The organism is Rhodanobacter lindaniclasticus (assembly GCF_004799035.1).
GTDB lineage: Bacteria > Pseudomonadota > Gammaproteobacteria > Xanthomonadales > Rhodanobacteraceae > Rhodanobacter > Rhodanobacter lindaniclasticus.
The window spans coordinates 120,847-144,122 of the sequence record NZ_MWIO01000027.1 but is presented as its reverse complement, the minus strand read 5'-3'; the positions used below and the strand labels follow the sequence as shown (position 1 = coordinate 144,122).

Sequence of the window (23,276 nt, the reverse complement as noted above, 5' to 3'; positions counted from 1 at the left end):
CACGGCTGCGGCCGGCTGCTGGGTTATCCTTCCGGTCTTTCGCCCCAGCCTCAAGGATCGCCATGACCATCAACGTCACCTTCACCACCAACCGCGGCCCGATCCACCTGCGCCTGCACGAAGACAAGGCACCGGTGACGGTCGCCAGTTTCGTCAACCTGGCGAAGCGCGGCTACTACGACGGCCTCTCGTTCCATCGCGTGATCGCCGATTTCATGATCCAGGGCGGTTGCCCCGAAGGCAGTGGCCGTGGCGGCCCGGGCTACAAGTTCGAGGACGAGTTCAACCCGTCGCTGCGCCACGACAAGCCGGGCGTGCTGTCGATGGCCAATGCCGGTCCGCGCACCAACGGCAGCCAGTTCTTCATCACCCATGGTCCGACGCCGTGGCTGGACGGCAAGCACAGTGTGTTCGGCGAAGTGCTGGACGCCTCCGACATGGACGTGGTCAACGCGATCCAGCAGGGTGACACGATCGAGAAGGTCACCGTGGACGGCGACGTCGACGCTTTGCTGGCGGCGCAGGCCGACCGGATCAAGGAGTGGAACGAGGTGCTGGATCAGCGCGGCTGAGGTTGCCGCCGGATACGCAGGAAATCGCCGGCCGGAGCCGGCGATTTTTTTTGCGAGTGCGTCATGGCTCCATTACTTTCACGGGCCTATGATCGGCGGGCTACACGCATGTTCATTCATCAAGGAGAGCGACCATGTCATTCCTCAACGATTTGCTTGGCGGTCAGGGACAGCAGGCCGGCGGCGCCGGCTCGATGATTTCGGTGGCCAGTGACCTGTTGCAGCGCGCTGGCGGCGTGCAGGGCCTGGTCAGCATGCTGCAGCAGCACGGGCTCGGCGGTGCAGTGCAGTCGTGGGTGAGCGGCGGAGCGAACCAGCCGGTATCGGGCGAACAGCTCGGCCAGGCCCTGCAAAATGGCGGCATGGGCTCGCTGGTGCAGGAGGCGGCCAGCAAGTTCGGCATCGATCCCGGCGTGGTGCTCAACGGACTTTCGCAGGTCTTGCCGCAGGCGGTCGACCATCTGACCCCCGATGGCCAGATACCGGCAGACGGGCAGGGTGGCGGCTTCAACCTGGGCATGCTTGAAGGGCTGGCAGGCAAGTTGCTGGGCTGAGGTCCCGGGCGTCCCGGCGGGGCGATCGCCCCGCCGGGATGACGCTCAGGTCGACTTGCGCTTGACCAGGTGGTAGAGCAGCAACAGCACGACCGCGCCGACCACCGAGGCGATGAAGCCGGCCGATTGTCCCGCCTGGTACCAGCCGAACAACTGCTGGCCTACCCATGTCGCCAGCAGCGAGCCGGCGATGCCGATGATGGCGGTGATGATGAAGCCGCCCGGGTCCTTGCCCGGCGTCAGCAGCTTGGCGACCACGCCCACAACCAGTCCGATCACGAAAACCCAGAGCCAATGCATGCGGTTCTCCTTTTCACGGTTTGACGGCGAAGCCCGGCGTGCGGGCGCACCCATGATGCCCATATTGCGTGACGGCAGCGCGAGCGAATCACTGGCGAGCGCCCGGGGCGAGCGGCGTGGTAAAATTGCGGCCTTTGTTTCCTCACCGCGTGAGACAGCAATGCCCCAGCTCGCCCAGCGTGTCGGCCGCGCCAAACCCAGCGCGATCATGGTGATTGCCGAGAAGGCGAAGCAGCTCAAGGCTGCCGGCCGCGACATCATCAGCTTCTCCATCGGCGTGCCGAACTTCCTGCCCGGCGAGCACGTCTACGCCGCCGCGCGCGAGTCGCTGTCACGCGACTCCGGCCAGTACGGCAGCAACCGCGGTGCGGAGGCCTTGCTGGACGCGTTCCTCAAGCACATCGAGGCGCTCGGCTTCAGCGGCTACACGCGGATGAACCTGTCCATCGGCATCGGCGCCAAGCAGGTGCTGTACAACCTGGCCGAGGCGCTGCTGGACGAGGGCGACGAGATCTGCTTCGCCGCGCCGTACTGGACCACCTACCGCGACATCGCCGACATCGTGGGCGCGAAGACCCACGTGATGCATTGCGGGCCGGAGCAGCACTACAAGCTCACCCCGGCCCAGCTCGACGCCGCGCTGGCACGCAAGCCGAAGGTGTTCCTGTTCAACAACCCGTCCAACCCCACCGGCATGGTCTACACCGCCGCGGAAATCGCCGCGCTGGCCGACGTGCTGGTGAAGCACCCGGATACCTGGGTGATCACCGACGACATCTACAACGCGATGGTGTTCGACGGTCTGGGCTACCACAACTTCGTGCACGCGCAGCCGGCGTTGCGCGAGCGGGTGATCTTCGTCGACTCGGTCTCCAAGACCTACGGCATGCCGGGCTGGCGCGTGGGCCTGCTGGCCGGGCCGGAGTCGGTGGCCAAGGCGGTCACCACGCTCAACTCCAACCACATCACCAGCCTGCCGGAAGTGATCACCGCAGCAGCCGTTGCGGCGCTCTCCGGCCCGCAGGACATTCCGCGGGCGAAATGCGCCGAGTTCGCCGGCCGGCGCGACACCGTGTTCGCCGCGCTCAGCGCGATACCCGGTGTGGTCTGCCCGCGGCCGCAAGGCGCGTTCTACGCGTTCCCGGACATCTCGGTGGCGTTCGGCAAGAGCCACGGCAGCATGAAGATCAGCAATGACGTGGAGTTCTGCGCCGCGTTGCTGGAAGTCAAGGGCGTGGCCTGCGTGCCGGGCTCGGCCTTCGGCGAGCCGCGCGCGATGCGCATTTCCTACACCTGTCCGATCGCACAGTTGGAACCCGGCCTGCAGCGCATCCAGCAGTTCTTCGCCGAACTCGCCTGACGCCCGGTTCGCGACCGATTCCCGTATCACCAATCCCGGAGACCACAGATGAAAGCCCCCGTTCGAGTTGCCGTTACCGGTGCTGCCGGCCAGATCGGCTATGCCTTGCTGTTCCGCATTGCCGCCGGCGACATGCTCGGCCCTGACCAGCCGGTGATCCTGCATCTGCTGGAGATCACCCCGGCCCTGCCGGCGCTGCAGGGCGTGGTGATGGAACTCAACGATTGCGCGTTCCCGACGCTGGCCGGGGTGGTCGCCACCGATGACGCCAATGTCGCCTTCAAGGATGTGGACTATGCCTTGCTGGTCGGCGCGCGCCCGCGCGGCCCGGGCATGGAGCGCAAGGACCTGCTGGAAGCCAACGGCGCCATCTTCGCACCGCAGGGCAAGGCGCTGAACGCGCATGCCAAGCGCGACGTGAGGGTGCTGGTGGTCGGCAACCCGGCCAACACCAATGCGCTGATCGCCCAGCAGAACGCGCCGGATCTCGACCCGAAGTGCTTCACCGCGATGGTGCGGCTGGACCACAACCGCGCCAAGAGCCAGCTCGCCGAGAAGACCGGCAAGCACAACACCGACGTGAAGAAGATGACGATCTGGGGCAACCACAGCTCCACCCAGTATCCCGACCTGCACCACGCCACCGTCGACGGCAAGCCGGCGCTGAGCCTGGTCGACCAGGCCTGGTACGAGAACGAGTTCATCCCCACCGTGCAGCAGCGCGGCGCGGCCATCATCAAGGCGCGCGGCGCCTCGTCGGCCGCCTCGGCTGCCTCGGCGGCGATCGACCACATGCGCACCTGGGCACAGGGCACGGCCGAGGGCGACTGGACCTCGATGGGCATTCCTGCCGATGGCTCCTACGGCATCGCGCCGGGCGTGATCTACGGCTACCCGGTGACCGTGAAGAACGGCAAGTACGAGATCGTGCAGGGGCTGGAGATCGGCGCCTTCTCGCGTGCGCGCATGGACGCCACCGACAAGGAACTGCGCGAGGAGCGCGCCGGCGTGGAGCACCTGTTCGCCAGGTGATCCTGCCGTGATCCCGGGCCCGCCCACCGCGCAAGGGTGGCGGGCCGTGGTGATACCCCCAACGGGCCGACTCGCGTCGGCCCGTTGTCGTTTTCGACGCTGCCGGAAGCGGCAGCAGTCAGTTCCGCGCCTCGGGCAACTCCGTGGTGCCAGGGGCGTGATCGCTACGCTTGAGCAACCAGGCCAGGATCGGCGGCGTCACCATGGCGGTGAGCAGCGACATCGCCACGATGATCGCGTAGATGCGATTGTCGAACACGCCGGCGGCCAGCCCCAGCGTGGCGACCACGATGCCCACCTCGCCGCGCGGCACCATGCCGAAGCCGATGATGGTGGCGCTGCGCGTGCCCAGCGTGAGCGAACCGAGCCAGCCGCCGGCCAGCTTGGATACCACCGCGATGGCGGTGACCACGGCCAGCATCCACAGCGCCTCGGCGCTGGCCAGTTCGTGCAGGTCGACCTTGCTGCCGGTGACCACGAAGAAGAACGGGGTGAGCAGGGCCAGCAGTGGCGCCGTCTGCTTTTCCAGGATGTGCTGCTGGCGCGTTTCCGAGGCGATCATGCCGGCCAGGAACGCGCCGATGATCGCCGCCAGGCCGAAGCGGGTAGACAACCAGGCCAGCCCCAGGCACAGCGCCAGCACGATCATCAGCGGCGAATGCGGGCCCAGCGGTTTGTCCAGCCAGGCCGAGTTCCAGCGCATCACCCGCGTGCCGCCCCAGCCGATCACCGCGATGAAGCCCGCCGCACCCGCCAGCACCACCAGCAGATGCGAGGCGTCGACGCTGCCGCCACCCTGCAGCGAGATCACGACGCCGAGCAGCAGCATGGCGAGGATGTCGTCGATCACCGCGGCACCCAAAATCACCTTGCTCTCGATCCGCTGCAGTGCGTTCAGCTCCTGCAACACGCGCGCGGTGATGCCGGCCGAGGTGGCCACGAAGGCGGCCGCCACGAACAGCGAACGGTCCCAGTCGAAGCCGTTGCCATGCGCCCACACGCTGCCCATGCCGAACGGCACCAGCACGCCGACCACGCCGACCGCGAACGCCACCGCACCGACCTTCTTCATGTCTTCCAGGCGCGTTTCCAGGCCCACTGCGAACAGCAGCAGGATCACGCCGATCTCCGCGAGCACGTCGAGCGGAGTGCCGGGGGCGATCTGACCCGGGCTGATCCAGCCGAGCAGGGAAGGGCCGATCGCGCAGCCGGCGGCGATCTCGCCGACCACGCCGGGCAGTTTCAGTCGTTGCGCGATCTCGCTGCCGATCTGGGCGGCGACGAACACGACGAACAGGGTGAACAGGATGTCGGCGGCTTGGTGCATGCAGCAGTGCTCGAACTTGCGACAAAGAGTGCATGCTACATGCAGCCTCCCGGTCAGGCGACGCCGTCACGGCAATTCAGCGCACCGGGGCACCGGCGCGCGACAGCGGGCGATCGTGCCGCAACCGGCCGAACACGCGGCTGGCCGCCGCCGTGACCAGCGCCAGCAGCAGCACGGTCCAGCGAAACGCCTCCACGTAGTCCGCGCGCTCATGCCCCTGCAGCAGCGCCTGCATCAGCAGTGTGGACAGCGCGATGCCGAAACTCATCGCCAGGTACTGCACGGTCGAGGCCATCGACGAAGCCATCGAGGCATGCGCGATGTCCAGGTCGTGGTAGATCAGCGTGTTCATCGCGGTGTACTGCAGCCCGGCGAAGCCGCCGTAGCAGAACGTCAACAGCGCAATGGCCCATACCGGCGTGGTCGGGCCGAGCAGGGCAAACGCCGCCAGCAGCACGGCCACGATCAGTGTGTTGCCCAGCAGCAGGCGACGGTAGCCGAAGTGCACCAGCACCCGGTTGATCGCCCACTTGGCGCAGATCGAACCCAGCGCCTGCGGCACCATCATCAGGCCGGCCATCAGCGGCGACCAGGCGCAACCCACCTGCAGGAACAGCACCAGCAGCAGGAACATGCCGGAGATGCCGAGTCGGGTGAACAGGCCGCCGGCCAACGCCACCCATACGCTGCGTACCTTCAGCAGGGTCAGGTCGGCAACCGGAAACGTGATGCGCCGGCTGTGCCACACGTACGCCACGCCCAGCAACACCGCCACCAGGCTGCACTGGCCGATGCGCATCCACGGCACCGGCGTGGCGCCGGCAAGTTCCGAGGCGATCAGCAGCAGGGCCGAGGCGGCGGCGAACAGCGCGAAGCCGAACAGGTCGAAGCGGTGCGCGCGCTCCAGCCGATAATCCGGCATGTCGCGCCGGTTCATCCATACCCCGGCGATCGCCACCGGCACGTTGATCAGGAAGATCAGCCGCCACGAGGTGAACTCCACCAGCGCGCCGCCGAGCAGGGGGCCGAGTACTGAACCCAGCAGACCGAACGTGGCCACCGTGCTCATCGCGCGCACGAATTCGCGCTTGTCGATGCTGCGCACCAGCACGTAGCGCCCGACCGGCATCAGCGAGGCGCCGCCGATGCCCTGCAGCACGCGCGCGACGACCAGTTGCGGCAGGCTCTGGGCCAGTCCGCAGGCCAGCGAACCCAGCCCGAAGATCACGATCGCCGCACCGAACACCCGTCGCGTGCCCAGCCGGTCGCACAGCCACGGGCTGGCCGGGATCAGGATCGCCAGGGTCAGCACGTAGCTGGTCAGCGCGGTGCGCATGCCCAGCGGGGTCACTTCCAGCGCCCCGGCCATCATCGGCACCGCGGTGTTGACCACGGTGGAATCCAGCGCCTGCATGAAAAAGGCCGCCGCGACCAGCCACAGCAGGCCGCGAAAGCGCTCGCGCGTGGACGGCTCGGGCAAGGCGGCCGAAACCGGTGCTGAGGGGGCGTCCGCGGCGGCTGGGCTGGCCATGGCCGCATGATACCTGCTGCGACAGCTTGCATTTGGCGCCCGGATTTTGCACAGTCATGACTGATGCATCTGCCGCCCACGACGTGCCAGGCGCGGCAGCGGATAACCGACCCCACGCGCCGGGACACCACGTTCTGGCGCGTGCTTTTGTGCGGCAGGAGCCGCGGAACCCAGGAATCGTCATGAGTCAGTCAGCCATCACCGTGTCGCGCATCGACATGGATCGCATCGAAGCCCTGCTGGAGCGGCTGCCGGCCGCCGAGGCCGACAAGCTGCAGGCGCTGCGCGCCGAACTGGATCGCGCCGACGTGGTCGAACCGGCGGACATGCCGCCGCACATCGTGACGATGAACTCCACCGTGGTCTTCGAGGACGAGGCGAACGGCGAAAAACTGACCCTCACCCTGGTCTATCCGACGGGTGCCGGCGCGCCCGGCACGGTTTCGATCCTGGCACCGGTGGGCAGCGCCCTGCTGGGCCTGGCGCGCGGCCAGCAGATCGACTGGCCGATGCCCGACGGGCGCAAGCGTCGCCTGAAAGTGCTGGAGATCACCTACCAGCCCGAGGCCGCCGGCGACCTGCATCGCTGAGCCCGGCATCTGCACGGCGAGCGCACCTGCGGGCCGCTAAACTTGGCGGTGAAGGAGACCCGCATGCCCCCATCCGCCGTTCCCGCCGACGTCCTGGCCCGCGCCGCCGAGCTGCGCTCGCAGATCGAGCAGGCCAACTACCGCTACCACGTGCTCGACGACGCGGACATCACCGACGCCGCATATGACCGGCTGATGCGCGAGCTGGAAGGCCTGGAGTCCGAATATCCGGCGTTGGCCTCGCCCGATTCGCCGACCCGCAAGGTCGGCGCGCGGGCGCAAGGCGGCTTTGCCGAAGTGCGCCACGCGATCCCGATGCTGTCGCTGGGCAATGCCTTCGAGCAGGATGGCGAGACCGATCGCGAACGTTTCCACGAGGTGGCCGAGTTCGAGCGGCGCATCGAGCAGACGCTGGACCGGCGCGAGCCGGTGTTCTCGGTCGAACCCAAGCTCGACGGCCTGGCGATCAGCCTGCGTTACGAGCACGGCGTATTCGTGCAGGGCGCCACCCGCGGCGACGGCGAAACCGGCGAGGAGGTCACGGCGAATCTGCGCACGGTGCGCGCGATCCCGTTGAAGCTGCGCGGCAAGGGCTGGCCCGAAGTGCTCGAAGTGCGCGGTGAGGTGATCATGCTGCGCAAGGATTTCGAGGCGTTCAACGCATACGCCCGCGCCCACGATGAGAAGCCGCTGGCCAATCCGCGCAACGGCGCGGCCGGCTCGCTGCGTCAGCTCGACCCGGCGATCACCGCGAAGCGGCGGCTCAGTTTCTTCGCCTACGCGATCGGCGTGGTTGAAGGCGGCGAGTTGCCGCCGACGCATTCGGCCACGTTGAAGCAACTGCGCGAGTGGGGTTTCCCGGTGTCGCCGGAAGTGGACATTGCGCGCGGCTTCGACGGCCTGATCGCCTATTTCCGGCGCATCGGCGCCAAGCGCGACAGCCTGCCGTACGACATCGACGGCGTGGTCTACAAGCTGGACGATTACGAAGGCCAGCGCGAGATGGGCTTCGTCTCGCGCGCACCACGCTGGGCGATCGCGCACAAGTTCCCGGCGCAGGAGCAGACCACGCGCCTGCTCGACATCGAGGTGCAGATCGGGCGTACCGGCGCCGCCACACCGCGCGCGCGGATGGAGCCGGTGCAGGTGGCCGGCGTCACGGTGACCTACGCCACGCTGCACAACGCCGACCAGGTCGCGCGGCTGGATGCGCGCATCGGCGACACCGTGATCGTGCGCCGCGCCGGCGACGTGATCCCGGAAGTAGTGCGCGTGGTGAAGGACCAGCGCCCGCCTGGCACGGTGCCATGGACGATGCCCGAGCGCTGTCCGATCTGCGATTCCGCCCTGATCCGCGAAGAGGGCGCCGCCGCCTGGCGTTGCTCCGGCGGGCTGATCTGCGCGGCACAGCGCAAGGAGGCGCTGATCCACTTCGCCTCGCGCCGCGCGATGGACATCGAAGGTCTGGGCGAACGCTTCGCCGAGGCCCTGGTGGAGCTCGACATCGTGCATTCGCCGGCCGATCTGTACGCGCTCACCGTCGACAGTTTCGTGGCGATGAAGCAGGCGATCGACGAACGCGACGGCACCACGCCGGAAACGGTCAAGGCCGGCAAGGTGGCCACCAAGTGGGCCGAGAACCTGGTCGCCGGCATCGAGGCCAGCAAGCACACCACGCTGGCGCGCTTCCTGTTCGCGCTGGGCATCATGCATATCGGCGAAAGCACGGCCAAGACGCTGGCCGCGTGGCTGGGCCGGCTCGATGTCGTGCGCGCCATGCCGGCGCCGGTGCTGCGCGTGCTGCCCGACGTGGGCGCCGAAGTGGCCACCTCGATCGCCAGCTTCTTTGCGCAGGCGGGCAACCAGCGGGCGGTCGATGCGCTGCTCGATGCCGGCATCGTGTTCAGCGACGAAGGCGCGCCTTCGCCGCAACTGCGTGAACGCCTGGATTTCGGCGTGCTGCTGGACATGGCCGGGATCAACAAGCTCGGCCCCAAGAGCTGCAAACTGCTGGCGCAGCACTTTCCCACACTCGATCGCCTGCTCGCCGCGGGGTCGGCGCACTGGATCACCGCTGGCGTGCCGCAAGCCGCGGCAGCCGGGTTGGAAACCTTTCTGGCCGACCCCGCTGCCCGGACCGCGTTGCGCGAGGCCGAGGCGGCGATGCAGCGCCTGCTGGAGACGATTCCCGCCAGCGCCGTCGTGGCCACGGCACCGCTGGACGGACAGACCTTCGTGCTGACCGGCACGCTGGCCTCGCTCAGCCGCGACGAGGCGAAGGAGCGGCTGGAGGCATTGGGCGCCAAGGTGTCCGGATCGGTCTCGAAAAAGACCAGCGTGGTGGTGGCAGGTGTGGAAGCCGGCTCCAAGCTGGACAAGGCGCAGGAGCTTGGCGTGCCGGTATGGGACGAGGCCCGGTTGCTGGCCCTGCTCGACGAGCACGGGGCCGCTTGATGAGTCCCGCCCTGCATGACGCGCTGCGTTTGCGTGCGCGGTTGTACACCCTGATCCGCGCGTATTTCGCCGCGCGCGACGTGCTGGAGGTGGAAACTCCGGTACTGTCGGCGGCCGGCAATACCGATCCGAACATGCAGGGCTTCAGCACGAGCTTCAGCGGCCATGTCGACGCCGGCGCGCGCGAACGCTGGTTGCGCACCTCGCCGGAGTACCCGCTGAAGCGGCTGCTCGCGGCGGGCGTCGGCGACTGCTACGAGCTGGGCCGGGTGTTCCGCAACGGTGAGGCGGGCGGGCGGCACAACCCCGAGTTCACCATGTTGGAGTGGTATCGGGTCGGTTGGGATCACCGTCGCCTGATGCAGGAAACCATCGTGCTGGTCGAGGCCGCGCTGGGGCTGGTGGGACGGCGCGCCGAGGTGGTGGTGACCACGTACCGGCAACTGTTCCTGGACGCTCTGGGCGTCGATCCGCTGCATGCGCCAATGGAAGAGCTGCGCGCGCCGCTGGCCGCGTTCGGCATCGGCCCGGACGGGCTCGGCCGCGACGACTGGCTCGACCTGCTGATCACGCACCAGCTGCAGCCGGCATTCCCGCGCGATCGCATCACGGTGATCCACGACTACCCGGCCAGCCAGTGCGCGCTGGCGAAAATCCGTCCCGGCGAGCCGCCGCTCGCCGAGCGCTTCGAGCTGTATCTGGGCCGTTACGAACTGGCCAACGGTTATCACGAACTGAACGATGTCCCGGAGCAGCGTGCACGTTTCGAACGCGACAACGCGGTGCGCCGCGAGCGCGGCCTGCGCGAGATCCCGCTGGACGAGAACCTGCTGGGCGTGCTTGATGCCATGCCTGCCTGCGCCGGCGTGGCACTGGGCGTGGAGCGCTTGCTGATGTGCCTGGCCGACACCGACGCGATCGCCGACGTGCTGGCGTTTCCGTTTGCCCGGGCGTGAGACAGGGCGCGCGACCATGCCGGTCGCGCGCCTTGTCGCTCAGGCGGCGTCGCCCTTGATCGCCGGTTGCTGCGGCCGGTCGCTCCACAGGTAGCGGTAGATCAGGCCACCGATGATGCCGCCGATGATCGGCATCACCCAGAAAAACCACAGCTGGTGCACCGCCCATTCGCCCTGGAACACGGCTACGCCGGTCGAGCGCGCCGGATTCACCGACGTGTTGGTGACCGGGATGCTGATCAGGTGAATCAGGGTCAGCGCCAGACCGATCGCGACGCCGGCGAAACCTGCCGGCGCGCTTTTGTGCGTGGCGCCCATGATGATGAAGATGAAAAAGCCGGTCATCACGATCTCGCACAAGGCCGCGGCGCCCATCGAATAGCCGCCCGGCGAATGCGCTCCGTATCCGTTGGACGCAAAGCCGCTGGCCGCCGCATCGAAGCCCGGCTTGCCCGAGGCGATGGTGTACAGCACCAGGCCGGCCACGAGGCCGCCGACGACCTGCGCCACGACGTAGGGGAGGACATCCCGCAGCGGGAACCTGCCACCGGCGGCCAGGCCGAAGGTCACCGCCGGGTTGATGTGGCAACCGGAAATGTGGCCGATGGCGTAGCACATGGTCAGCAGGGTCAGGCCGAAAGCCAGTGCCACCCCGGCAAAGCCGATGCCGAGCTCCGGAAATCCGGCCGCCAGCACGGCGCTGCCGCATCCCCCCAGAACCAGCCAGAACGTGCCGAAGAACTCGGCCGCGCAACGTTTGTTCATGTTCATCGAAACTCTCCTTGCAACCCACGTGGAAGAGACGAGTCAACCCATGAAACAGGCAATGCAGCGACGTGGCCCGCAATCCCCGGCCAGTCGCGCCGAATACTAATCTGAAACGGTGGGTACCCCGGCGGCCGGGGCGATCGGGGCGGCCCGGTTTTCGGGTATGTTGCTGCCTCGGCCGCGTCGGCCCCCGGGAAACGAACGATGATCGAGCGTGGCCTCGCGTTGCATGGTGGCTTCAGGGATGACCGGACCCTCGGTCGCCGCGACATCCGCACGCTGACCCTGGCAGCCCTGGGCGGCGCATTGGAGTTCTACGATTTCGTGGTGTTCGTGTTCTTCGCGATCCCGCTGAGCCAGTTGTTCTTTCCGCACGACACCGCGCCGTGGCTGGCGCAATTGCAGGTGTTCGGCATCTTCGCGGCCGGTTACCTCGCGCGGCCGCTGGGCGGCATCGTGATGGCGCACTACGGCGACAAGCTGGGGCGCAAGCGGATGTTCACGTTGAGCGTGTTCCTGATGGCGGTGCCGACGCTGGGTATCGGCTTGCTACCGGTGTACGCGCAGATCGGCATGCTGGCGCCGCTGCTGTTGCTGCTGCTGCGCGTCGTGCAGGGCATCGCGGTGGGCGGCGAAGTGCCGGGCGCGTGGGTGTTCGTGGCCGAGCACGTGCCGGCGCGACGGGTCGGGTTTGCCTGCGCCAGCCTCACTTCCGGGCTCACCGTCGGCATCGTGATCGGCTCGCTGGTGGCCGCGACGATCAACAGCCGGATGAGTCCTGCCGCGGTGCTCGACTGGGGCTGGCGCGTGCCGTTCCTGGCCGGCGGCGTGTTCGGCTTCTTCGCGGTATGGCTGCGCCGCTGGCTCAGCGAGACGCCGGTGTTCGAGGCGATGCACGCGCGCAAGGAACTGGCCAGTGGCCTGCCGTTGCGCCAGGTGTTCGAGCGCCATGCCTCCGGCGTGCTGCTGTCGATGCTGGTGACCTGGATGCTCACCGCGGCGATCCTGGTGATCATCCTGATGACGCCGTCGCTGGTGCAATCGGTGTTCCACGTCGCGCCGGCGCGGGCGTTCCTCGGCAATACCGTGGCCTCGATCGCACTGGCGTTGGGTTGCCTGGGTTATGGCGTCCTGGCCGACCGGATCGGCTTTGCCCGCGCGTTGCTGTTCGGCGCGGTCGGCTTGCTGGTGTGCAGCTACGCGCTGTATCTCGACCTGCAAGCCGGCGCGGCGCATTTCCTGGTGTTGTACGCGCTGGCCGGGCTGGCCGTCGGCGTGGTCGGCGTGGTGCCGGCGCTGATGGTGGTGGCGTTTCCGCCAGCGGTGCGCTTCTCCGGTCTGTCGTTTTCGTACAACATCGCCTACGCAGTGTTCGGCGGCATCACGCCGCCGTTGATCGGCCTGTTGGTGAAGCAGTTCGGCGTGCTGGCGCCGGCACATTACGTGGCGTTCGCGGCCGTGATCGGGATGGGCGTGGCTGCGAGCAGCCGACGTCATCTGTAGGAGCGCACCCTGTGCGCGATGCTTTCCGTTACGTAACGAAAGGCATCGCGCACAGGGTGCGCTCCTACGACAGTTGCCTAGAACTCCAGCTCCTGCGCGGCGCACAGGTAGTCGACCAGGGGCGCGACGCGCTTGAAGGTGGCCACCGTCCACGGCAGCAGTTCGTCCGAGCAGGCCAACGCTTCATCGAATCGGGTGGTGGCGATGAAATCCTTGCGCTTGAGGTCGTCGATCAACTCGTGCGCGGGATCGTAGCCGCGCGGCGGGCGCACCAGCGATTCACCGCCCAGTTGCAGGTGTTCCCGGAAGGCCTTGCCTTGCGTGGCGCGCTTCCATGCTTCGGGATTGTCGACCAGGAATTCGCGGATGTGTTTCAGCGCGTCCGGTTCCGGATGCCACATGCCGCCACCGGCGAAACAGTCGCCCGGCTCGATGTGCAGGTAGAAGCCGGGCGCCTGGATCTCGTGGCGCCGCTCGTGGGTGAAGCGCGAGCCCTGCCATGACTTGTACGGCAGCTTGTTGTTGGAGTAGCGCGTGTCGCGATAGATGCGGTACAGCGAACCGCCGTTCTTGCGCGGATCGGCGCGGTAGTGCGGGCTGATCTTCGCCAGCGGCGCCTGCATGTCGGCGATCAGCTGCAGGAACGGCTCGCGCACGTGGCGCTCGTAATCATCCTTGTGCGCGAGGAACCAGTCGCGGTTGTTGTTGCGCTCCAGCGTGCGCAGGAAGCGGAAAGTGGCGGGAGTGAAGTAGCTTTTCGGCATGGCAATTCGTCGGGGGAGTAGGGCGGGCACTGCCCGCCGGCTGGGTGCAATGGCGGGCGGTGCCCGCCCTACGTTCCTTCGAGGCTGCCGGCGAGTTGCTCGCCCCAGGCCTGCAACTGATCGAGCAGAGGCAATTTGTCTTGCGCCTGCGGATCGTGGCGCAGCTCGGCGAGGCGGGCGAAATAATCGTCGAGGGTAAGCCCGGTCAGCGGTGTGTGGCGGGTCAGCCGTGCCTTGCGGAATGCCTCCCAGCGCGCGCGTTCGTCGGCATCCAGCGTCTCGGGCCAGTTGCGCGCGCGGTAGCGGAACAGCAGCTCCGGGTAGCGCGGGTCGCGGAAGGGGAACGCGCGCGTGCCCAGTTCCGCCGCCGGCGTGGCACGCACCTGCGCCAGCAGGCGTTTGTCGGTATCGGGCAGGAAACCGGCGTACAGCGCCAGCTCCGGATCTTCCGGCGGGGGAAACTCCGCGGCGCGCTGGAACACGCGGCGCAGTTTCTCGGCCAGCCCGTCGACCGCACGCAGGGTGTCGCGATGCGCCATGCCCCGTTCGACATCGAGCTGCAGGCGCTGCTGGTCCACGCCCTGCAATACCGACAGCGGCGCCAGGGCCGGTGCGCGGTTCGCCCGCACGGTGCGCAGCGGGATGCGTTCGATGCCTTCGGGCAGATCGGCGCGCGGCGTGAAGATGCGGTCGGCGATTTCGTCCTCGTCCAGCGCCAGCCATTCGGCCGGATCGGTGGCCAGGTCGTACACGATCACCTCGCCGGCCCGGCTCGGATGGGCGGCCAGCGGTGCGATCAGCGCCAGGCAGTGGCGGCTGGCCGGATAGCGCGAGGAGACGTGCACCAGTGGTGTCATGTTCACCACGTCGAGCAGGTCGAACACTTTCTGCTTGCGGCGCAGCGCGTAGTACCAGTCCCACAACCGCGGCTGGCGCACGCGGATCAGCCGGGCCAGGTCGATCAGCGCGTGGACGTCGGACAGGGCATCGTGCGCACGCTCCTGGGTGAGCCGGTTGGCGCTGGCCAGGTGCTCCAGCTTGAAGCTCGGCGAACCGTCTTCGCGGGTCGGCCAGACGATGCCTTCGGGGCGCAGCGCCTGGCACATGCGCACCAGGTCGATCAGGTCCCAGCGCGAATTGCCGTTCTCCCACTCGCGACCGTATGGGTCGTGGAAATTGCGGTACAGCATCTGCCGGGTAAATTCGTCGTCGAAGCGCAGCGAGTTGTAGCCCACGCCGCAGGTGCCCGGCATGGCCAGTTGTTCGTGCACGCGGGCGGCGAAATCGGCCTCGCTGACGCCTTCACGCTCGGCCTGCTGCGGCGTGATGCCGGTGATCAGGCAGGCATCCGGATGGGGCGGCATCTCCCGCGACGGCATGCCGTAGAACATCACCGGCTCGCCGACGATTTCCAGCTCCAGGGTGGTGCGGATGCCGGCGAACTGCAGTGGGCGGTCGCGCCGGGGATCGGCGCCCGAGGTCTCGTAGTCGTGCCAGAAGAAGGTCTGCATCGGGTGATGATCGCATGCAGGCATCGGTGAGGGGCAAGGCTGATAAACTGGGCCGCACAAGGAGATTCCATGAGCCAAGCCAACGAAGAAAACCTGATCTGGATCGATCTGGAGATGACCGGCCTCGACACCGACAACGATTCGATCCTCGAGATCGCCACGGTGGTTACCGACAAGAACCTCAACGTGCTGGCCGATGGCCCGGTGTTCGCGATACGCCACGAAATCGACCGGCTGGAATCCATGGACAGCTGGAACATCAACCAGCACCACAAATCCGGCCTGTGGCGCCAGGTGCTGAACTCGCAGACCGACCACGCCATGGCCGAGCAGGCCACGGTGGAGTTCCTGCGTGCATGGGTGCCGCCGGGCAAGTCGCCGATGTGCGGCAACTCGATCTGCCAGGATCGCCGCTTCATGCACCGGCAGATGCCGCGGCTGGAGCGCTATTTCCACTACCGCAACCTCGACGTGTCCACCTTGAAGGAGCTGGCCAGGCGATGGGCGCCGGAAATCGCCAAGAGTGTCGGCAAGGAAGCGGCGCACACGGCGCTGTCCGACATCCGCGATTCCATCGCCGAGCTGCGCCATTACCGGCGCCACATGGGCGAGCTGGGCGGCACGAGCGGATGAGCCTGCGGGCAGGGCACGGCGCGGAGACATGAGCATGACGAACGAATGGTTTGCGCCGGTCCTGGATTGCGCCGGCCGTACCCTCTCCCTGGATCGCCCGCGCGTGGTCGGCATCCTCAACCTCACCCCGGACTCGTTCTCCGACGGCGGCATCCATGCCAGCGTGGACGACGCGGTGGCGCATGGCGTGCGCATGGTCGAGGAGGGCGCGGACATGCTCGACGTCGGCGGCGAATCCACCCGCCCCGGCGCCGACGAGATCTCCATCGAGGAGGAGCTGCGTCGCGTGCTGCCGGTGATCGAGCAACTGGCCGCGCGCACCACCGTACCGATCTCCATCGACACCTCGCGGCCCGAGGTGATGCGCGCGGCGGTGGCCGCGGGCGCGGGCATGATCAACGACGTGTACGCGCTACGTCGCGATGGCGCGCTGGAGGCGGCCGCCGAACTGGGCGTGCCGGTGTGCCTGATGCACATGCTGGGCGAGCCGCGCAGCATGCAGGACGACCCCCATTACGATGACGTCGTCGCCGAGGTGCACCGCTTCCTGACCGACCGCCTGTTCGCCTGCGAGCTGGCGGGCATCGACCGGCGCAAGGTGCTGGTCGATCCGGGCTTCGGCTTCGGCAAGACGCTGGAACACAATATTGCGCTGCTGTGCGCGCTGGACCGCTTCGCCAGCCTGGGCAGCGGCGTGTATGCCGGCCTCTCGCGCAAGCGCATGATCGGCACCCTGACCGGCCGCGCCACGCCGGCCGATCGCGCCGCCGGCTCGGCCGCCGCGGCGTTGATCGCGGTGCAGCGTGGCGCCCGTATCGTGCGTGTGCATGATGTGCTGCCCACGGTCGACGCGCTGGCGGTGTGGCGTGCCGTGCAGGCGGCCGACGTGGCGCCGCGCCGGGACGATCGTCCGCCTGCGCCGCGCTGGCCCGACGACGATTGAAACGCCCGGTTCGACGCGTCCATCCCTTTTTCGGAAAACCACGATGACAGAGCGCAAGTATTTCGGGACCGACGGCATTCGCGGTTTGGTCGGGCAGTGGCCGATCAGCGCGGATTTCATGCTGCAACTGGGCCGCGCCGTCGGTGCCGTGCTCGGACGCGAGGGCAGCGAACGGCCCATGGTCCTGATCGGCAAGGACACGCGCGTGTCCGGCTACATGTTCGAGGCCGCGCTGGAGGCCGGGCTGGTGGCGGCCGGCGCCGACGTCGGGCTGCTCGGCCCGATGCCGACGCCTGCGGTGGCCTTCCTGACCCGCTCCATGCGTGCCCAAGCCGGCATCGTGATCAGTGCCTCGCACAATCCGCATCACGACAACGGCATCAAGTTTTTCTCCGCGGCCGGCGAGAAGCTCTCCGATGCGGTGGAGCTGGCGATCGAGGCGGAACTGGAGGCGGCGTTTGCCACGGTCGCCTCCGAGCGCCTGGGCAAGGCCGTGCGCATCGCCGATGCGGTGGCGCGCTACGCGGAATTCTGCAAGGCCACGGTGGCCGAGGATTTCAGCCTGCGCGGGATCAAGCTGGTGCTCGACTGCGCGCATGGCGCCACCTACCAGGTCGCGCCGAAGGTATTTGCCGAACTGGGCGCCGAGGTGGTGGCCATCGGTGACAAGCCCGATGGCTTCAACATCAACGCCGGCGTCGGCTCGACCCATCCGGAGGCCCTGCAGCAGGCCGTCCTGGCGCATGCGGCCGATTTGGGCATCGCGTTCGATGGCGACGGCGATCGGGTGATCCTGGTCGATCGGCGTGGCGAACTCGCCGATGGTGACGACATCCTGTTCATCCTCGCCCGGCACCTGCGCGCGCAGGGTCTGCTGGCCGGCCCGGTGGTCGGCACCCTGATGAGCAATTTCGGGCTGCAGCAGGCGCTGGGCGAACTCGGCGTGCCGTTCATCCGTGCCAACGTCGGCGACCGCTACGTCATGCAGCAACTGCAGGAACACCAGGGTGTGCTGGGCGGCGAGACTTCCGGCCATATCCTGTGCCTGGACCGGGCCAGCACCGGCGACGGCATCGTCGCGGCACTGGCCGTGCTCGAAGCGCTGGCGCAAGCCGGCCATGACCTGGCCACCGCACGCCAGGGGTTGCGGAAATTCCCCCAGGTCATGCTCAACGTGCGCGCCGAGGGTGCGCGCGAGTCCCTGCAGAGCGACGCGGTGCGCGCGGCGCTGGGCGAGGTCGAGCGGATCCTGCAGGGGCGCGGCCGGGTGGTGCTGCGCGCCTCGGGCACCGAGCCGGTGGTGCGGGTCACGGTCGAGGGCGCCGACGCGGACGAAGTGCGACAGCTGGCAGACCGCCTCGCCGGAACGGTAAAATCCACCGCCGAACGCTCGTGAACCTGAGGTAGTACCGGGTCGCCATGGATTGGCCCGACGTGCCCCGCCCCCTGCGGTGGCGGATCAATCGACCGCACGACCCTCCAATGGACGTTCACCCATGAAGCATGTTCCCACCCTCGATATCCGCCGTTACGACAGCGACCGTGACGCCTTCGTCGCGGAAATCGGTGCTGCCTACCGCGAATTCGGTTTCTGCTGCATCAGCGGCCACGGCATTGCGCGCGAGTTGATCGACGGCTCCTATGACGTGTTCCGGAGTTTCTTCGCGCTGCCCACTGAAACCAAGATGAAATACCACGTGCCGGGCAGTGGCGGCGCGCGTGGCTACACGCCGTTCAAGGTCGAGACGGCCAAGGACAGTCAGTACGCCGATCTCAAGGAGTTCTGGCACATCGGCCGCGAAATCCCGCGCGATTCGAAATTCGCCGACGTGATGCCGCCGAACCTCTGGCCGGCCGAGGTGCCCGATTTCAAGCGCTATGGCTACGGCCTGTATGAGGCGCTCGACCAGCTCGGCACGCGCGTGCTGCGCGCACTGGCGCTGCACATCAGGCAGCCGGAGAACTTTTTCGAGGACAAGACCGACATCGGCAACTCGATCCTGCGGCCGATCCATTACCCGCCGATCACCGAGCAGAACGTTCCCAACGTGCGCGCCGGTGCGCACGAGGACATCAACTTCATCACCCTGCTGGTAGGCGCCAGCGCGGAGGGGCTGGAAGTGCTCACCCGCGAGGGCGAGTGGCTGCCGATCACCACCGAAGGTGACGCGATCGTGGTGAACATCGGCGACATGCTGCAGCGCCTCTCCAACCACGTGTATCCGTCGACCACCCATCGGGTGGTCAACCCGCCGAACGAGAACGCGCGCAAGCCGCGCTACTCGGTGCCGTTCTTCCTGCATCCGAATCCGGACGTGATGCTCGATCCGCTCGATTCGTGCATCACGCCGGACAACCCGCGCCGCTACGACACCTCGATCAGCTCGCACGAATACCTGCTGCAGCGGCTGCGCGAGATCAAGCTGATCTAGGGCCGGGATTCGGGATTCGGGGCGCCCGTCGGGCGCCCCGCGATGCCGTTGCTACCGGTTTTCCAGCGCGTGGGTGTTCTGCAGGTTGCGGCGGATGTCCTGTTCCAGATAGTCGATCCAGCCGTTGTAGTTGCGGTGGATGCTGCGCTGATTGCCCTTCTCGCGGTAATTCAGATTGGTGCTGCGCAGGTAGGTGAGATTCACCGCCGCGGCGTCGTAGGTGATGCGGATGGTGGCGGTATGTTCGCGCAGGTGCAGCGTGGTGAGGATGTCGCCGTCGGCGAGATTGTCCAGCGTCCAGCCGCGGCCTTCGAGCGCATTGATGATGCTGGTCTTGACCTGGGCCTGGCTGACGCCGGCCGGAACCGCGATCGGCGCGGCGGGCTTCAGCGGCGCCGAGGTGCAGGCAACCAGCGCCAGCGTGGCCAGAAACACGAGTGCCGTCCTTTTCAACAGTCGATCCATGAGAATTCCCCCGGTGTGGTGTAAGTGCGCAGGCATGCGCCGCCGGATCATAACCGACGAACGAAAGCAGTCGGCGGCAACTGATTCCGGGGCTGGTTACGCCATCCAGAAGAACACGGCGGTCATGCGTTTGGTCGCCATCTCCAGTCCCCAGTAGGCGCTGGCGCTGTGGATCAGATTGGCCTTGTAGACCAGCAGCCGGTTCCAGCGGTGCGCCACGCGCACGTCCTCGACGAACGCATCCGGGCGCACGAAGCGATTGCCCAGGGCCTCGGCCAGGTTGCGATGCGGCGGCAGCACGATGTTGCCGCCGAGCTCGCCGCCGGGCATGCGCTGGCGGAAGAAGCTGGTGCCGCAGTGGTCCGGCACGTCCGGGTTGAGGTAGAGCACGGCGGCGTAACGACACAGGTGCGAGGAGTCGGTGTGAGGCTTCACCGATCCTTCGATCGAACCGACCACCTGCACGCAATTGTGGTTGAGCCGGGTGCCGGCTTCGCCTTGTTCGACCCAGACCCGGGACGCGCCGGTCAACGCGCAGATCCGAGCATCCAGTGTCGCCAGTTCGTGATCGAGCAGGGCGGGCATGGCACGCATGCCGGGCCAGACTTCACCGGTGTGCGGGTAGCCGAGTTCCCAGTCGGTGCGGGTCAGGCAGCGTTCGCGCACTTCGCCGGCGTTCGGCAGGACGTCGTCCACCACCCAGTAATCGCGGCCTTGTAGCGGCTTGCGATAGGGGAGCGTCCGCATCTGGGTGGGCATCAGCGACATGTCAGTGGGCTTCCGTGTCGCGGTAGCGCGTGCCTTGCCGTGCCGACAGCCGCAACGCCAGTCGATCCGGCATCAGTTGCAGCGCCGTCTTGATGAAGCGGTTGACCCGGCCCGGGATGTAGACCGCGTCGCCACGTTCGACCGCCGCGATGCCTTGGCGCACCACCTTGTCGGCGGTCAGCCACATGTAGCCGGGCAGCTTGTCCATCTTTGCGCGGGTGCCGGTGACGTCGTGAAATTCCGACCAGGTGAAGCCCGGGCACAGGGCACTTGCATGGACCCCGCATGCGCTGTTTTCCAATGCCAGCGCCTGCGAGAACTTGATCAGATAAGCCTTGCTCGCCGCATACAAGGTGTGGCCGGCCGGTGCCGGAACATGGCCGGCCAGCGAAGCCACATTGATGATGCGGCCGTAGCCGCGCTGGCGCATGCCGGGGAGCAATCGCCAGGCCAGCTCGGTGGGCGCGGTGAGCAGCACGCGCAGGAAATCGGCGTGTACCGGCCAGTCGTTGGCGTCGAACCGGCCGGGCACGCCGTAGCCGGCGTTGTTGACCAGCCAGTCCACCTGCAGGGCGCGTTGCTCCATGGCGTGGCAGAGTCCAGCCACGGCCGCCGGGTCGGCGAGGTCGCACGGCAGCACGGTGACGGTGGTCGAGTGCGCGACCTGCAACTCCGTCGCCAGCTCCTGCAGGCGCTCGGTACGGCGCGCGGTGATCACCAGGTCGTGGCCCCGTGCGGCAAGATGGCGGGCGAACGCTGCACCGATGCCGGAAGAGGCGCCAGTGATGAGGCTGAGCGGACGAGCAGGTGTCATCGGGGTTCCCTGAAGTGCAACCGCGCGTGACAGGCCGGTTTGCCGATGTCGCGGGGGCTGGCTAAGCTTGCCGTTTTGACGGCTACGGAAGCACACCATGCGCAAGAAACTGGTCGCTGGCAACTGGAAGATGCACGGCAGTCGCACGATGGCTGCCTCGCTTGTCGGCGAACTTGCCGCGGCCAAGCCGGCGTCGATCGACGTGACGGTGTTCCCGCCTTTTCCCTACCTGGCCGAACTGGCCGCGCAGCATCGGGACAGTGGCATCGGCATCGGTGCTCAGGACCTGAGCGAGCATGAGGGACAGGGCGCCTTCACCGGCGAAGTGTCCGGCGCGATGCTGGCGGATGTCGGCGCGCGCTGGGTGCTGGTGGGCCATTCGGAGCGCCGGCAGTACCACCGTGAAGACAACGACCTGGTGGCGCGCAAGTTCGCCGCTGCGCGCGCGGCAGGCCTCACGCCGATCCTGTGCGTGGGCGAAACCCTGCAGCAGCGCGAAGCCGATGCCACCGAGGGCGTGATTGCCGCCCAGCTGCAGGCCGTGCTGCACACCTCGGGCATCGCCAGTTTTGACACCGCGGTGATCGCCTACGAGCCGGTCTGGGCGATCGGCACCGGCCTAACCGCCACGCCGGAACAGGCCCAGCAGGTGCATGCGTTCATTCGTAGCCAACTGGAAACCGAAGATGCTACACTTTCCCGTCTGACCCGACTGCTTTACGGCGGTAGTGTCAAGGCAGCGAATGCTGCCGAGTTGTTCGCGCAGGCGGACGTGGACGGTGGCCTGATCGGCGGCGCCTCGTTGACTGCCGCAGACTTCCTGGCCATCTGCACCGCCGCACACCAGGCGCCCCAAGGCAGCTAGTACACAGGCTCGAATAGAAACCTATGTTCGTCATTTTCAGCGTGTTTTACATCCTGATCGCTGCGGCCATGATCGTGCTGATCCTGCTGCAGAACGGTGCAGGCGCGGATGCCGGTTCCGGTTTCGGCGGCGGCGCGTCGGCCACGGTGTTCGGCGCACGGGGTTCGTCGACCTTCCTGACCCGCGCCACCGGCGTGCTGGCTGGACTGTTCTTCCTGCTCAGTCTCGGCATGGGCATTTACCTGCACGCCAATGGTGCGCCCCAGCCCGCTGGTGGCGGCCTGGGCGTGATGGCCGGGGCGACGGAACAACCTGCGCCGGCTGCAGCGACACCGTCAGCCGCAACCAACGGCTCGGAAGTACCTGCAGCCACGCCGGCCGCCGACAAGGCCGTTCCGGCTGCGACTCCTGCCGCCACGAACGCGGCCCCGGCCCAAAGCCAGGGTGACGTACCGCCGGCGAAGCCGTCGGAGCCAACGAAGCACTGAAACAACACACCTGCCCAGGTGGCGGAACTGGTAGACGCACTACCTTGAGGTGGTAGCGCCGAAAGGCGTGGGGGTTCGAGTCCCCCCTTGGGCACCAAACCTGATCCCGGCTATGCGATGCGGGGTTGCGATAAAGCCGCCGAAAGGCGGCTTCGTCGTTTTCGTGGGTGCGTTCGGTGCGGCGCGTAAGCGCAGGGAGTTCGTTTGGCGGGTTCTCGCACAGTTTCTGTAGGGCTGCGCTGACATATCGTCTGCGAGGAGGCATGACATCCTGCCGGCGCTGGTGGAGCCAGGGCGGGGGTCGCTGGCAGCCGGCATCGTGCGAGGGGAGCTACATGCTGACGATTTCGCTGCGCTGCTCCGGGTATGGCTGGAGTGTGTACCGACGCGATGCGGCACTGTTCAGCCAATTGCCGCTGCAGCAGGCGATCGAACTGGCGCGGGTCGTCGCGCGTGATGAACATCGGCGTTCGCGCCAGTCGATCCGCGTCGAAATGACGGGCACGCACAGTCATGTCGTGCTGGCTTGCTTTGCTGCTGCGGATACCGGGCGGCCAGCCTGAAACACCGCAACGTGGGAGCGTGACGACCGGTGCACGTTCCCGGTGCGGGTCGGTGCGAGAATCATTGCCTGTCGCTTGCAAAG

24 protein-coding genes and 1 tRNA gene are annotated in these 23,276 nt (G+C 67.3%); 16 read left to right on the top strand and 9 right to left on the bottom strand.

Features of this window, described 5'->3' with window-relative positions:
- The first annotated feature begins 62 nt into the window (after positions 1-62).
- On the top strand, positions 63-572 hold the full coding sequence (locus tag B1991_RS10190) for a peptidylprolyl isomerase (RefSeq protein WP_136258619.1): 510 nt from the start codon (positions 63-65) through the stop codon (positions 570-572).
- A gap of 134 nt (positions 573-706) precedes the next feature.
- Complete coding sequence (locus tag B1991_RS10185) at positions 707-1,126, top strand: YidB family protein (protein WP_136258618.1); 420 nt, start codon at positions 707-709, stop codon at positions 1,124-1,126.
- A gap of 45 nt (positions 1,127-1,171) precedes the next feature.
- Here the strand turns inward: B1991_RS10185 and B1991_RS10180 are convergent, their stop codons facing one another.
- The gene (locus B1991_RS10180; protein WP_136258617.1) at positions 1,172-1,426 is read right to left on the bottom strand and encodes a GlsB/YeaQ/YmgE family stress response membrane protein; all 255 of its coding nucleotides are present in this window, start codon (positions 1,424-1,426) and stop codon (positions 1,172-1,174) included.
- Positions 1,427-1,586: 160 nt separating this feature from the next.
- Here B1991_RS10180 and B1991_RS10175 point away from each other — a divergent pair, with 160 nt between their 5' ends.
- Both B1991_RS10175 and B1991_RS10170 read left to right on the top strand, forming a co-directional pair.
- Complete coding sequence (locus B1991_RS10175; protein ID WP_136258616.1) at positions 1,587-2,786, top strand: pyridoxal phosphate-dependent aminotransferase; 1,200 nt, start codon at positions 1,587-1,589, stop codon at positions 2,784-2,786.
- A gap of 48 nt (positions 2,787-2,834) precedes the next feature.
- Entirely contained in the window at positions 2,835-3,818 is a 984-nt protein-coding gene (locus B1991_RS10170) for a malate dehydrogenase (protein ID WP_136258615.1), read from the top strand.
- Between the two features lie 118 nt (positions 3,819-3,936).
- On the opposite strand, the gene B1991_RS10165 is transcribed toward B1991_RS10170, so the two are convergent.
- Both B1991_RS10165 and B1991_RS10160 read right to left on the bottom strand, forming a co-directional pair.
- On the bottom strand, positions 3,937-5,145 hold the full coding sequence (locus tag B1991_RS10165) for a cation:proton antiporter (RefSeq protein WP_136258614.1): 1,209 nt from the start codon (positions 5,143-5,145) through the stop codon (positions 3,937-3,939).
- Between the two features lie 76 nt (positions 5,146-5,221).
- Positions 5,222-6,676 (bottom strand): MFS transporter, encoded by a 1,455-nt coding sequence (locus B1991_RS10160; RefSeq protein ID WP_136258613.1) that lies wholly within the window; start codon positions 6,674-6,676, stop codon positions 5,222-5,224.
- A gap of 182 nt (positions 6,677-6,858) precedes the next feature.
- Between B1991_RS10160 and rnk the strand changes: the two genes are divergently transcribed.
- From rnk to epmA, 3 genes are all read left to right on the top strand, one after another.
- On the top strand, positions 6,859-7,266 hold the full coding sequence (gene rnk / locus B1991_RS10155) for a nucleoside diphosphate kinase regulator (protein WP_136258612.1): 408 nt from the start codon (positions 6,859-6,861) through the stop codon (positions 7,264-7,266).
- A 63-nt stretch (positions 7,267-7,329) separates the two neighbouring features.
- On the top strand, positions 7,330-9,720 hold the full coding sequence (gene ligA, locus B1991_RS10150; protein WP_136258611.1) for an NAD-dependent DNA ligase LigA: 2,391 nt from the start codon (positions 7,330-7,332) through the stop codon (positions 9,718-9,720).
- Entirely contained in the window at positions 9,720-10,676 is a 957-nt protein-coding gene (gene epmA / locus B1991_RS10145) for an EF-P lysine aminoacylase EpmA (protein WP_136258610.1), read from the top strand. The genes ligA and epmA overlap by 1 nt, the downstream gene beginning before the upstream one ends.
- Positions 10,677-10,715: 39 nt before the next feature.
- Here the strand turns inward: epmA and aqpZ are convergent, their stop codons facing one another.
- Complete coding sequence (gene aqpZ, locus B1991_RS10140; protein ID WP_136258609.1) at positions 10,716-11,447, bottom strand: aquaporin Z; 732 nt, start codon at positions 11,445-11,447, stop codon at positions 10,716-10,718.
- 201 nt (positions 11,448-11,648) lie between these two features.
- Between aqpZ and B1991_RS10135 the strand changes: the two genes are divergently transcribed.
- Positions 11,649-12,947: an MFS transporter gene (locus B1991_RS10135; RefSeq protein ID WP_136258608.1), complete on the top strand. Its 1,299-nt coding sequence runs from the start codon at positions 11,649-11,651 to the stop codon at positions 12,945-12,947.
- 77 nt (positions 12,948-13,024) lie between these two features.
- On the opposite strand, the gene B1991_RS10130 is transcribed toward B1991_RS10135, so the two are convergent.
- Entirely contained in the window at positions 13,025-13,711 is a 687-nt protein-coding gene (locus B1991_RS10130; RefSeq protein WP_136258607.1) for a DUF2461 domain-containing protein, read from the bottom strand.
- Positions 13,712-13,779: 68 nt separating this feature from the next.
- A complete protein-coding gene (gene sbcB, locus B1991_RS10125) occupies positions 13,780-15,222 on the bottom strand; it encodes an exodeoxyribonuclease I (RefSeq protein WP_136258606.1) in 1,443 nt (480 codons plus the stop codon).
- Positions 15,223-15,291: 69 nt separating this feature from the next.
- Between sbcB and orn the strand changes: the two genes are divergently transcribed.
- The 4 genes from orn (at position 15,292) to B1991_RS10105 (ending at position 19,230) form a co-directional block, all read left to right on the top strand.
- Positions 15,292-15,855: an oligoribonuclease gene (orn, locus tag B1991_RS10120; protein ID WP_136258605.1), complete on the top strand. Its 564-nt coding sequence runs from the start codon at positions 15,292-15,294 to the stop codon at positions 15,853-15,855.
- Positions 15,856-15,883: 28 nt separating this feature from the next.
- The gene (folP, locus tag B1991_RS10115; RefSeq protein ID WP_136258604.1) at positions 15,884-16,798 is read left to right on the top strand and encodes a dihydropteroate synthase; all 915 of its coding nucleotides are present in this window, start codon (positions 15,884-15,886) and stop codon (positions 16,796-16,798) included.
- A 43-nt stretch (positions 16,799-16,841) separates the two neighbouring features.
- Positions 16,842-18,194 (top strand): phosphoglucosamine mutase, encoded by a 1,353-nt coding sequence (glmM, locus tag B1991_RS10110; RefSeq protein ID WP_136258603.1) that lies wholly within the window; start codon positions 16,842-16,844, stop codon positions 18,192-18,194.
- A gap of 100 nt (positions 18,195-18,294) precedes the next feature.
- Positions 18,295-19,230 carry an isopenicillin N synthase family dioxygenase gene (locus tag B1991_RS10105; RefSeq protein ID WP_136258602.1) on the top strand — a complete coding sequence of 312 codons (936 nt, stop codon included), beginning with the start codon at positions 18,295-18,297 and terminating at the stop codon, positions 19,228-19,230.
- A 51-nt stretch (positions 19,231-19,281) separates the two neighbouring features.
- Here the strand turns inward: B1991_RS10105 and B1991_RS10100 are convergent, their stop codons facing one another.
- The 3 genes from B1991_RS10100 to B1991_RS10090 form a co-directional block, all read right to left on the bottom strand.
- Positions 19,282-19,695 (bottom strand): hypothetical protein, encoded by a 414-nt coding sequence (locus B1991_RS10100; protein WP_136258601.1) that lies wholly within the window; start codon positions 19,693-19,695, stop codon positions 19,282-19,284.
- A 96-nt stretch (positions 19,696-19,791) separates the two neighbouring features.
- On the bottom strand, positions 19,792-20,463 hold the full coding sequence (locus B1991_RS10095; RefSeq protein ID WP_136258600.1) for a DUF6445 family protein: 672 nt from the start codon (positions 20,461-20,463) through the stop codon (positions 19,792-19,794).
- 1 nt (position 20,464) lies between these two features.
- Entirely contained in the window at positions 20,465-21,277 is an 813-nt protein-coding gene (locus B1991_RS10090; RefSeq protein ID WP_136258599.1) for an SDR family NAD(P)-dependent oxidoreductase, read from the bottom strand.
- A gap of 97 nt (positions 21,278-21,374) precedes the next feature.
- Here B1991_RS10090 and tpiA point away from each other — a divergent pair, with 97 nt between their 5' ends.
- The 4 genes from tpiA (at position 21,375) to B1991_RS10070 (ending at position 23,193) form a co-directional block, all read left to right on the top strand.
- On the top strand, positions 21,375-22,142 hold the full coding sequence (tpiA, locus tag B1991_RS10085) for a triose-phosphate isomerase (RefSeq protein ID WP_136258598.1): 768 nt from the start codon (positions 21,375-21,377) through the stop codon (positions 22,140-22,142).
- A gap of 23 nt (positions 22,143-22,165) precedes the next feature.
- On the top strand, positions 22,166-22,630 hold the full coding sequence (gene secG / locus B1991_RS10080; protein ID WP_136258597.1) for a preprotein translocase subunit SecG: 465 nt from the start codon (positions 22,166-22,168) through the stop codon (positions 22,628-22,630).
- A gap of 12 nt (positions 22,631-22,642) precedes the next feature.
- Positions 22,643-22,727: transfer RNA gene (locus B1991_RS10075), tRNA-Leu, on the top strand.
- Between the two features lie 238 nt (positions 22,728-22,965).
- The gene (locus B1991_RS10070; protein WP_136258596.1) at positions 22,966-23,193 is read left to right on the top strand and encodes a hypothetical protein; all 228 of its coding nucleotides are present in this window, start codon (positions 22,966-22,968) and stop codon (positions 23,191-23,193) included.
- The last annotated feature ends 83 nt before the right edge of the window (positions 23,194-23,276 follow it).

What these genes read in the sequence shown, in the direction of transcription:
- B1991_RS10070 (WP_136258596.1), top strand. Translation starts at nt 22,966, where the DNA reads ATGCTGACGATTTCGCTGCGCTGCTCCGGGTATGGCTGGAGTGTGTAC.
- glmM (WP_136258603.1), top strand. Translation starts at nt 16,842, where the DNA reads ATGACAGAGCGCAAGTATTTCGGGACCGACGGCATTCGCGGTTTGGTC.
- aqpZ (WP_136258609.1), bottom strand. Translation starts at nt 11,447, where the DNA reads ATGAACATGAACAAACGTTGCGCGGCCGAGTTCTTCGGCACGTTCTGG.
- B1991_RS10170 (WP_136258615.1), top strand. Translation starts at nt 2,835, where the DNA reads ATGAAAGCCCCCGTTCGAGTTGCCGTTACCGGTGCTGCCGGCCAGATC.
- folP (WP_136258604.1), top strand. Translation starts at nt 15,884, where the DNA reads ATGAGCATGACGAACGAATGGTTTGCGCCGGTCCTGGATTGCGCCGGC.
- rnk (WP_136258612.1), top strand. Translation starts at nt 6,859, where the DNA reads ATGAGTCAGTCAGCCATCACCGTGTCGCGCATCGACATGGATCGCATC.
- B1991_RS10175 (WP_136258616.1), top strand. Translation starts at nt 1,587, where the DNA reads ATGCCCCAGCTCGCCCAGCGTGTCGGCCGCGCCAAACCCAGCGCGATC.
- ligA (WP_136258611.1), top strand. Translation starts at nt 7,330, where the DNA reads ATGCCCCCATCCGCCGTTCCCGCCGACGTCCTGGCCCGCGCCGCCGAG.
- orn (WP_136258605.1), top strand. Translation starts at nt 15,292, where the DNA reads ATGAGCCAAGCCAACGAAGAAAACCTGATCTGGATCGATCTGGAGATG.
- secG (WP_136258597.1), top strand. Translation starts at nt 22,166, where the DNA reads ATGTTCGTCATTTTCAGCGTGTTTTACATCCTGATCGCTGCGGCCATG.
- B1991_RS10095 (WP_136258600.1), bottom strand. Translation starts at nt 20,463, where the DNA reads ATGTCGCTGATGCCCACCCAGATGCGGACGCTCCCCTATCGCAAGCCG.
- B1991_RS10190 (WP_136258619.1), top strand. Translation starts at nt 63, where the DNA reads ATGACCATCAACGTCACCTTCACCACCAACCGCGGCCCGATCCACCTG.
- sbcB (WP_136258606.1), bottom strand. Translation starts at nt 15,222, where the DNA reads ATGCAGACCTTCTTCTGGCACGACTACGAGACCTCGGGCGCCGATCCC.
- B1991_RS10090 (WP_136258599.1), bottom strand. Translation starts at nt 21,277, where the DNA reads ATGACACCTGCTCGTCCGCTCAGCCTCATCACTGGCGCCTCTTCCGGC.
- B1991_RS10185 (WP_136258618.1), top strand. Translation starts at nt 707, where the DNA reads ATGTCATTCCTCAACGATTTGCTTGGCGGTCAGGGACAGCAGGCCGGC.
- B1991_RS10180 (WP_136258617.1), bottom strand. Translation starts at nt 1,426, where the DNA reads ATGCATTGGCTCTGGGTTTTCGTGATCGGACTGGTTGTGGGCGTGGTC.
- B1991_RS10135 (WP_136258608.1), top strand. Translation starts at nt 11,649, where the DNA reads ATGATCGAGCGTGGCCTCGCGTTGCATGGTGGCTTCAGGGATGACCGG.
- epmA (WP_136258610.1), top strand. Translation starts at nt 9,720, where the DNA reads ATGAGTCCCGCCCTGCATGACGCGCTGCGTTTGCGTGCGCGGTTGTAC.
- B1991_RS10105 (WP_136258602.1), top strand. Translation starts at nt 18,295, where the DNA reads ATGAAGCATGTTCCCACCCTCGATATCCGCCGTTACGACAGCGACCGT.
- B1991_RS10130 (WP_136258607.1), bottom strand. Translation starts at nt 13,711, where the DNA reads ATGCCGAAAAGCTACTTCACTCCCGCCACTTTCCGCTTCCTGCGCACG.
- B1991_RS10165 (WP_136258614.1), bottom strand. Translation starts at nt 5,145, where the DNA reads ATGCACCAAGCCGCCGACATCCTGTTCACCCTGTTCGTCGTGTTCGTC.
- B1991_RS10160 (WP_136258613.1), bottom strand. Translation starts at nt 6,676, where the DNA reads ATGGCCAGCCCAGCCGCCGCGGACGCCCCCTCAGCACCGGTTTCGGCC.
- B1991_RS10100 (WP_136258601.1), bottom strand. Translation starts at nt 19,695, where the DNA reads ATGGATCGACTGTTGAAAAGGACGGCACTCGTGTTTCTGGCCACGCTG.
- tpiA (WP_136258598.1), top strand. Translation starts at nt 21,375, where the DNA reads ATGCGCAAGAAACTGGTCGCTGGCAACTGGAAGATGCACGGCAGTCGC.